The 8,842-nt window shown below is 66.4% G+C and carries 9 protein-coding genes; 4 read left to right on the forward strand and 5 right to left on the reverse strand.

What is annotated here, in order from left to right:
* Nucleotides 1-36: 36 nt before the first annotated feature.
* Nucleotides 37-1,098, reverse strand: coding sequence for an aspartate-semialdehyde dehydrogenase (locus ON45_RS18240; RefSeq protein WP_040495829.1), 1,062 nt, complete (start codon nucleotides 1,096-1,098; stop codon nucleotides 37-39).
* 168 nt (nucleotides 1,099-1,266) lie between these two features.
* On the opposite strand from ON45_RS18240, the gene ON45_RS18245 reads away from it, so the two are divergent.
* The gene (locus tag ON45_RS18245) at nucleotides 1,267-2,061 is read left to right on the forward strand and encodes a class I SAM-dependent methyltransferase (RefSeq protein ID WP_148288765.1); all 795 of its coding nucleotides are present in this window, start codon (nucleotides 1,267-1,269) and stop codon (nucleotides 2,059-2,061) included.
* Nucleotides 2,062-2,168: 107 nt separating this feature from the next.
* Nucleotides 2,169-2,564, forward strand: coding sequence for a PPOX class F420-dependent oxidoreductase (locus tag ON45_RS18250; protein ID WP_040495832.1), 396 nt, complete (start codon nucleotides 2,169-2,171; stop codon nucleotides 2,562-2,564).
* Between the two features lie 68 nt (nucleotides 2,565-2,632).
* Here the strand turns inward: ON45_RS18250 and ON45_RS18255 are convergent, their stop codons facing one another.
* Nucleotides 2,633-3,892, reverse strand: a complete 1,260-nt coding sequence (locus ON45_RS18255; protein ID WP_083915145.1) for an HNH endonuclease signature motif containing protein — start codon at nucleotides 3,890-3,892, stop codon at nucleotides 2,633-2,635.
* 177 nt (nucleotides 3,893-4,069) lie between these two features.
* On the opposite strand from ON45_RS18255, the gene ON45_RS18260 reads away from it, so the two are divergent.
* On the forward strand, nucleotides 4,070-4,936 hold the full coding sequence (locus ON45_RS18260) for a thioesterase family protein (protein ID WP_040495836.1): 867 nt from the start codon (nucleotides 4,070-4,072) through the stop codon (nucleotides 4,934-4,936).
* Between the two features lie 12 nt (nucleotides 4,937-4,948).
* Here ON45_RS18260 and ON45_RS18265 read toward each other — a convergent pair whose 3' ends face one another.
* The 3 genes from ON45_RS18265 to ON45_RS18275 form a co-directional block, all read right to left on the reverse strand.
* The gene (locus ON45_RS18265) at nucleotides 4,949-6,214 is read right to left on the reverse strand and encodes a cytochrome P450 (RefSeq protein WP_040495838.1); all 1,266 of its coding nucleotides are present in this window, start codon (nucleotides 6,212-6,214) and stop codon (nucleotides 4,949-4,951) included.
* A gap of 162 nt (nucleotides 6,215-6,376) precedes the next feature.
* Entirely contained in the window at nucleotides 6,377-7,642 is a 1,266-nt protein-coding gene (locus ON45_RS18270; RefSeq protein ID WP_040495839.1) for a serine hydrolase domain-containing protein, read from the reverse strand.
* Nucleotides 7,643-7,738: 96 nt separating this feature from the next.
* The gene (locus ON45_RS18275; protein WP_040495841.1) at nucleotides 7,739-8,464 is read right to left on the reverse strand and encodes a PIG-L deacetylase family protein; all 726 of its coding nucleotides are present in this window, start codon (nucleotides 8,462-8,464) and stop codon (nucleotides 7,739-7,741) included.
* Nucleotides 8,465-8,508: 44 nt separating this feature from the next.
* Between ON45_RS18275 and ON45_RS18280 the strand changes: the two genes are divergently transcribed.
* Nucleotides 8,509-8,808 (forward strand): DUF1905 domain-containing protein, encoded by a 300-nt coding sequence (locus ON45_RS18280; protein ID WP_040495843.1) that lies wholly within the window; start codon nucleotides 8,509-8,511, stop codon nucleotides 8,806-8,808.
* The last annotated feature ends 34 nt before the right edge of the window (nucleotides 8,809-8,842 follow it).

Consider the following 8,842-nt stretch of genomic DNA (forward strand, 5'->3'; position numbering starts at 1 on the left):
GTGCCATCGGGTGTCTGACACCCGATGGCACGATGCTCAGCGTTGCTCGGCGATCAGTTCCGCGATCTGAAGGGCGTTGAGTGCGGCGCCCTTGCGGAGGTTGTCGTTGCTGACGAAGAGTGCCAGGCCCCGGCCGTCGGGAACGCCTTCGTCCTGGCGGATGCGACCGACGTAGCTCGGATCCTGACCTGCCGCCTGGAGTGGGGTCGGGATGTCGCTCAGTTCGACACCGGGTGCGTCGGCCAGGAGTTCGGTGGCCCGGGCGACCGACAGCGGCCGCTCGAACTCGGCGTTGATCGACAGGGAGTGTCCGGTGAAGACCGGGACCCGGACGCACGTCCCGGACACGAGCAGGTTGGGGACATCCAGGATCTTGCGGCTCTCGTTGCGGAGTTTCTTCTCTTCGTCGGTCTCGAAGGAGCCGTCGTCGACGACCGACCCGCACATCGGAAGTGCGTTGAACGCGATCGGGCGAGCGAACTTCGATGGAGTGCCGAAGTCGAGTGCCGACCCGTCGTGGGTGAGTTGGTCGGCCTGGTCGATCACCTTGCGCGATTGCTCGTGGAGTTCTTCCACGCCGGCGAGCCCGGAACCCGAGGTCGCCTGATAGGTGGCCGTGATCAGTCGTGTGAGACCCGCCTCGTCGTGCAGGGGCTTGAGCACCGGCATGGCGGCCATCGTGGTGCAGTTCGGGTTCGCGATGATGCCCTTCGGCGGATTCGCCACCAGGTGCCCGTTGACCTCGGGAACCACGAGCGGCACGTCCGGGTCCATGCGGAAGGCCGACGAGTTGTCGATCACGATCGCTCCGGCGTCAGCGAACTTCGCGGCGTACTCGCGTGACGATGCTCCGCCGGCGGAGAAGAGCGCGATGTCGAGCCCCGACGGGTCGGCGGTCGCGGCATCCTCGACGACGATGTCGCCATCGGCCCACGGCAGCGTGCTTCCGGCGGAGCGGGCCGAGGCGAAATACCGCATCTCGCTGACCGGGAAGTTGCGCTCGGCGAGGAGTCGGCGCATCACGCCGCCGACCTGGCCGGTGGCTCCGACCACACCGACGCGCAGTCCGTCCGGGTGTGTGTTTCGTGAGTTCGACATGGCGAAAAGCCTAGACGCCGCACCTCGCGTCGCCGGTGTGTGATTCGTCGCTCGTGTCCGCCGGTCGTTCGGCGGATTCCTGCGTCTGTGTGCGGTTCTGTTGTGGTGAGTCGGTCGCGAGCTGGCAGAATCGTCGGTGTGAGCCGCCGTGGTCAGTTCGTTCCCTGGATGACCGCAGGCCGGGTGACCGAGCAGCAGAGCAGCGCCGACGAGGTCGTGCAGTCGACCGGCTGGGTCTTCAACAACGAGACCGGCGCGGCCCTCACCCTCGAGCAGTTCGTGGAGACGGGTGACCGGGAGGTCCCCGCCTATCTGACGGTGTTCGGCTTGCGCGACGAAGCGAACGAGGACGAGACGCTGGTCGAGATCGGATGCGGGATCGGGCGGATGACCTGCGCGTTCACCCGTGTGTTCGGCACCGTCGTCGCATGCGACCTCGACGCGGGTTTCCTCGAACGCTGTCACGAGACCGTCGCCGCGTTCGGTCAGCCCGACCGGTTGAAGACCGTGCACGTCGCCAACGGCCACACCCTCGACCTGCCGCCCAACTCGGCCGACATCGCGTTCAGCTACATCACGTTCCAGCACTGTGACGCAGACGATGCGCTGGACCTGACGTCCGAAGCGGTCCGTGTCGCGAAGCCCGGTGGCAAGGTGGCGCTCAACTACCGCAGCCGCAGCCGCTACGACGTCGTGTTGTTGCCGTTGGGCAGTCTGGTCCGCCAGATGTTCCGGATTCCGAAGCTCGGCGGATGGCTGTCGAGCAAGCGGGTCTTCGCCCGACTCGGTTGGCAGGCGAATCGGCTGGAACCCAACGAGATCATCGGGCCACTTTCACCCCTGATCCGTGACATCGAGCTGTGGCGAAATCCCAAGAGCAAGACCTCCGGACACCGGGCGACGGTGAAGGAGTTCGAGGGGATCAACAAGCACCACTACTGGATCGTCGCAACCGCTCGCTGACCGCTTCGACCGGATTGCCCGCGTACGAGCGCATCGCCCGGCGCCTCGAGGACTCGTTCGGTCGAGGGTTCCGGAATAGTTGACTCACGACCCGGGTTGCGCGGGTCATGGCTGTCATTCCCGCATCCCATTCCGACCTGCTCGCGAAGAAGGCGTTCTGGCACATCGCCACACTCGGTCCGGACGACGAGATCCAGACCAGCCCGGTGTGGGGCGGCTGGGACGGCGAACACTTCCTGTTCTCGCTCACGCGTGGCCGCCAGAAGTACGAGAACCTCGTGCGCAACCCGACAATCGCGGTGTCGGCAACCGATCCTGACAACCCGTACCGCTACCTCGAGATCCGCGGCACGGTCGTGCGGGTGGATGACGACTCGTCGAACGCGTTCATCGACTCCATGGCCAAGAAGTACATGGGTGTCGACGAGTACCCGATGCATCAACCCGGCGATCAACGGGTCGTGATCGTGGTCGCGCCCCGGCGCACCTCGAGGATGGGCTGATCAAGGCCGATCTGACCCGCAGGAGGCGCGTTGCGGCAGGCTGGTCGGGGGCGTGCGGGTCGGTGCGTTCAGGCGGTGTTGCGGTGGGGTGGTCCGGTGTTTCTGGTGGTGTCGTCGGGGAAGGTGATGGTGAGTCGGCGGTCGGGGTCGAGTGTGACGGTCCATCCGGTGTCGTGGATGTTGTGGTGATGGTGGCTGCAGACGGGTAGCAGGTTGTCCAGATTGGTGTTGCCGCCGTGTCGCCACCAGGTGATGTGGTGGAGTTTGCAGCGGTCGTAGGTGACGGTGCATCCGGGGATGGCGCAGGTGGAGTAGGGCCCGCGGAGGGCTCGTCGTTGGGTTCGGTTGGCGAGGCGGGTGGTGCGGCCGAGGTTCAGGTTGCCGGGTGCGTGGAGGACGACTCCGTTGCGGACGACGACGGTGTGGATGTCGGCGTCGGTGGTCATCTCGGCGAGCACGGCTCGGGGGACTTCGATCGGGATCGGGCAGGTCACGTCTGGTCCGGGGGTCGCTTGGTCGGTCGTGTCGCGGTCGTTGGGTGCCGATGGGTTGCGGGTGTTGTCGGCGATGTCGATGACGGCGACGAATTCGGGTCGCCCTGAGCGGCTTCTGCTGATGTCGCCGTTGACGATGTGGGCGAAGGCGAGCGCGCGGAGGTGTTTCTGTTTCTCGATCGGGTCGCTGGGGCAGGTGTCGGGTGTTGCTTCGGCGAACAGTGTTTCGACGCCTCGGTCGAGAGCGGCGGACACCGAGAGTGCGGTGACGGGGTCGAATCGGCCGCGGATGTTCCACATGCCTTCGGGGTCGGTCCAGGTCGACATCGACGTCGCGCGGCGTTGTCGCTCCAGGCGGTCGATTCCGTCGTCGGCGGTGATGCGGCGGGTTTCGGTGCGGATCCGGCGTGCGAACTGCTCGACTGTTGCCTCAGATGCGACGTCGACGAGGTTGTCGACGCGTTCGAACAGTCGTTGTCGTTGTTCGGGTTGCAAGCCTTTGGCGGTGCGGGTGAGGGCGTCGATGTGGGCGGCGGTGATCGCTGCGTCGTCGAGCGCGTCGGCGAGTTCGGGTACTTCGTCGAGGGTGCGGCTGCGGTCCATCGTTTTCGACGCCGAGTTGAGCGTGTCGCGTGATGCTTCGGCCAGTGTTGCTTCGGGGAACGATGATGCTGTGGCGATGCGTCGGACGATGTCGGCTTCGGAGGCGTCGCAGAAGGCGCGGATCGTGCGCAGATCTGCCAACGATGTCTCGAGGTCGGACGTGGTGGCCTCGGTGTCGGACCGCACCGCTGCCACCCGCCGGACTCGCTCGATCACCACCTCTGACCTCATGGGAACAAACGTACGCCAGGGGTGTGACAGGGTGGGTTCCACCGTCGATGGCAGGACGCCGGCGGTGATCCATTCGCCGGGGCAGGAGAACGGCCAGCATCGCGGGTCAGGGGTTTTGCGCGTGACGTGAGTCGGAACGGGTCGGAAACGTCCGTCCGAGGTCCAGACTCGGGCGGGATGAGCGAACTGCGCGTGACCCACACCAGCTCCGTGACCGAGGATCAGATCGATCATCTCGGCCACATGAACGTGCGTTACTACGCCGTCAACGCACGGAGAGCCACCCACGCGGTCCTCGCCGACCTGGGTTGGGACGATCCTGCGGGAGCCGAGGTGTTCGACGTCTACACCCGCCACCACCATGAACAGTTGCTCGGCACGAAACTCCACGTTCGGAGCGGTCTCCTGGGTGCCGATGGCGACTCGATCCGCATCTATCACGAGCTGGCAAACGCGGAGACCGGCGATCTCGCAGCCACGTTCATCGATCGCGTCCGCACGAACACGCCGAAGGATCATCTCGAGGTCGTCGATCTCCCGGCCCACGGAACGCCGCGGAGCATCGACCTCGCCTCAACGGCGACGACGCCTTCGCTCGACATGGTCCGAGACCTGGGTCTCGCGATGCGCGCACCCCGGGTCATCGACGGCGAGGACACCGGTGACACCGACACGGTCCTTCCCCACCTCGTGCCGATGTTGATCTGGGGCGGCACCCCGCCCGACGGATCGACGCACGAGTTGGTTCACACCGGACCCGGCGGCGAGAGCATGGGGTGGGCGACGCTGGAGACGCGTATCGGAGTCGGTCGCTTGCCGACGATCGGGACGCGCATCCAGTCGTTCGGCGCGACGACGTCGATTGCCGACAAGACCACCCAGATGTCGATGTGGGCGTTCGATCTCGACACGGGAGCGGTGATCGCCTCGTTCGAGGTCGTCAGCGTCCTGTTCGACATCGGCGCACGGCGGGCGATGTCGATCCCCGATGACATGCGCGCCCAGCACGAGAAGACGCTCCATCCCGAGCTCGGCGCTCACTGACGAGCGGGACCGCTACCCGAAGTCGAGGTGCAGGGTCTTCAAGCCGCGAAGGATGAAGCTGTCCTCGTAGGCGGGTTCGTGTAGCTCGGCGAAGCGGAGATTCGGGAGGTGTTCGAGCATCGCTTCGACGGCGACCTGAGCCTCGGCCCTGGCAAGACCCGCACCGATGCAGAAGTGTTCGCCGTTGCCGAATGACAGATGCTCGCGCGCGTTCGATCGAGCCGGATCGAACTCGGCGGGACACTCGAACTTGTCCTCGTCGCGGTTTGCCGCGGCGTAGACGATCCACACGTGCTCGCCTGCGGACACGGTGACCCCGTCGACCGTGACGTCGTTCTTGGCCTGTCGGAACAGTCCTTGCACGGGCGCCTCGAATCGCAACGACTCTTCGACGAACGGCGGGATCAACTCGCGATCGGCAGCGATCGAGTCCTGGAGGCCTTCCTCGCTCGCGAACCGGTTCGCCATGTTCGCGATCAGCTTGGTCGTCGTCTCGTTTCCGGCGACGAGGAACTGTTGGCACATCGAGATCTGCTCGGCGTGCGTGAGCCGCTCGCCGTCGAGCTCGGCGTTGGCGACGTCGGACAGCAGGTCGTCCTGCGGTTCTCGGGTCCGTCGTTCGAGTTTCTCGGAGAAGTAGTCGGCGAAGTCCCGGGTGCTCGTGATGAAGTCCCGTACCTGGTCGACGCTCGGGGAGGCATTGCCGATCGGGATCACGAGGTCGTCCGACCACTGCTTGAACATCAGCAGATCGTCATCGCCCACACCGAGGGCGTCAGCGATGATCCGCATCGGGAGGAGCACCGCGTACTCGGAGACGAACTCGACCGAGCCTCGCTCCACGAATGACCCGATCAGCTCGTCGGAACGCTGTCGAACGGTCGGTTCGAGCGCACGGATGCGGTCGGGTCGAAACGCGGCGTTGACGACGCGTCGCTGGCGGACGTGGTCAGGTGGATCGGCATTCAGGAGCACGGCCGCGGTCCGGCGTCCGCTCAGCATCTTCTCGAACGCGTCGGCCATCGCCGGTTCCTGGCTGAGCGTCGCCATCGCCTCGGTCATCGCCGACTCGCGCGGTCCCGGCGAGGTGGGCGACTTCGACGACCAGTTGGCCGTGTCGCGCAGGATCGCTCGCGTGGCGCGGTACGTCGTGGCGATCCACGCCCCGAGCCCGTCGTCCCAGACGAGTGGAGCATCGTCGCGCAGGTCGTCGAAGATCGGATACGGGCAGCGCAACGCGTCCTGCTGTCGTGCGAACAGCGCGGTCACATCACTCATGAATCGACGGTACCAACCGCTCCCGGCGGAGCCAGAGGCGCGGCGCTGAGCGTCCGGTCGATGCGCCGGTCGGAGTATCCGACGATCGACACGCCGACGCTGATGGTGTGGGGCGAGCAGGACACCTTCCTCACCGGTCGACCCGTCCCCGGACGGACGGAGCTACCCGTCCAACCCCAGGATCGAAGAGGTGGCCGCGGTGAGATCCTCGTCGTCGGGGAACGAGGACGTCACGGTGAGGATGTTCGACAGGCCGAGCCCGCAGCACGCGTTGGTGTTCGTCACGACCACCTGGCCGGTGGTCGGGTTCGCGAACACCTGGGACTCCCAGCCGAAGATCTCGCCGCCATGGCCGTGCCAGTCACCGATCAGTTGGATGCCCAACCCGTACTCCGAGCCCGGCAGCACGTTCTCGGCCGGGTTCCCGTCGAGGCGGGCTTCCTGGGACGATTCCGACAGCAGCACGTTGCCGAAGTCGGCGGCCGCCCAGATTGCCAGATCCTCGAGCGTCGACACGCCGTTGCCGGCGGTTCCGCCCACCGAGGTCGACATCTCGGTCACGTCCTCGCCGCTCGACGCGGCGTTCAGGGTCTCGTCGGGAATGTCCAGGGTGTCGAAGTCTGCCCAGCTCGCGTTGAGGTAGCCGTGCGTGACCGTCGGGGCGGTCTCGGTCTGATCCGGGATCACCGTGTTCTCGAGCCCGACGGGTCCGAGGATGCGCTCTTGGACGAAGTCGCTGAACGATCCTCCCGACACCTCCTCGACGAGCTCGCCGAGCACGATGAAGTTGGTGTTGACGTAGGTGACGTCGTCGGTGGAGGTCGGCTCCTCGCCGGCCGCCGCGGCGACGAGTTCCTCGGCGGTGAACTCGTGGTCCGGCTCCTCGAGCTGTTGAGCGAATGGCCCCTCGGGATCGTTGCTGTACTCGGGCCACCCCGACAGCATGCTCAGCGCTTGGCGAACCGTCGTCGTGTCGCCGCCGGGCAGCGGGGTGGTGAGGTCGCCGGTGTACGTCGCCACCGGCTCGTCGAGGTCGACCTCGCCGTCGTCGACGAGCAGGAGCACCGCGGTGGCCGTGAAGGTCTTCGTGATGCTGCCGATCCGGAACGACATGTCCGTGGCCATGGCGGTCTCGTCGTCGATCTCGGACAACCCGGCCGCAGCGAGGTGGACGCCCGTGTCGGCGTCCCACACGCCGTAGAGGAAGCCGGGTGTCTCGCTCTCCTGCAGATCGGTGGGGTCCGCCGCGACCGCTTCGTCGATCGGGACGAGGGCGGCAGCGTCCTCGTCGCTCATCTCGTCGGTCGGCAACTCGAAGGCGAGTTCGACGTCGCCACCGCCGTCTGCATCGTCGTCGCTGCCACAGGCGGCGAGTACCAAGGCGCCGCACGCGAGCGCGGCGAGGGAACGGCGGGGGATCGAACGCATGAAGGTTCCTGTCGTGTGCGCCTCGACGGCCGAGGCGGAGTGCAGGAACGATATCAACGGCGATCTCGCTACTGGGGCCAGACCCCCCGTCGGGATTCAGGCGCCGAAGACCCGGAACAGCGCGGCGGGTCGTCCGCCGAAACGCTTGCCCGCGGACGTCGCCATGTCCGTGAGGAACGTGCGAGCGTCGGCCATGTCGCCGCTCAGCGCGTCGAGGTACGCGGTGTGAGCCTCGAGCGACGCGATCGCCCGTTCGAGACCGTCCTCGATCGGGACGGCGTGGGTCGGTTCGGACGAGCCCGACACGGCGATCATGCGTACGCCGTCCCACGGTTCGAGTCCGTCCGCGACCTGCTCGGGGAAGATCCACCGGTTCCCGGCGTCGCCGATGGCATCGAGCGTTGCCCGGCCGGTGTTGCGGTGGTCGGGCGAGTTCCAGTGCTGCCCGAACCACGTGTCGTCGAAGTTGATCACCACGACGACCTCGGGTCGGTGTCGACGGATCGCCGCGGCGATGTCGCGCCGGAGTTCGAGATCGTGCTCGATCACGCCGTCACGATGGTCGAGGAACTCGACGACATCGACCCCGACGCGTTTCGCTGCGGCGACCTGTTCGGCTTCGCGCAGCGGACCGCACTCGGCCGGGTCCAGCCCGTCGATTCCGGCCTCGCCGCGCGTGACCAAGAGGTAGGCCACCGTCGTGCCGGCGTCGGCCCACACGGCGATCGCGCCCGACGCGCCGTACTCGAGGTCGTCGGGGTGCGCGACGACGGCCAGCACCCGTTCGAAGTCGTTCGGTAGCTCCGGCAACTGTGTGGACATGCGTTGCTCCTCTCGACGCGACGGTAGTGCCAGAATCCATTTCGATGTCGAGCTACTCGTTCACCGCGGAGGTCTGGGAGTGGAAGTCGCGGACGTCGTGGTTCTTCGTCAGCCTTCCCGAGGAGGATGCCGACGACATCGAGGAGCGGTTCGGTTCCGCGGCCGGAGGCTTCGGGTCGGTACGCGTCGAGGTCACGATCGGCACATCGACGTGGCGGACATCACTGTTCCCCTCCACGGAGGAGAAGACCTACGTTCTCCCGCTGAAGAAGCCGGTCCGCGTCGCCGAGGGACTCGAGCCCGGGTCGACCCCGACCGTCGAACTCGACGTCATCACCGAGTAGGCGTTACACGACGGGTCTGACCCGTTACGTAACG

The sequence above is a fragment of the Ilumatobacter nonamiensis YM16-303 genome (genome assembly GCF_000350145.1).
GTDB lineage: Bacteria > Actinomycetota > Acidimicrobiia > Acidimicrobiales > Ilumatobacteraceae > Ilumatobacter_A > Ilumatobacter_A nonamiensis.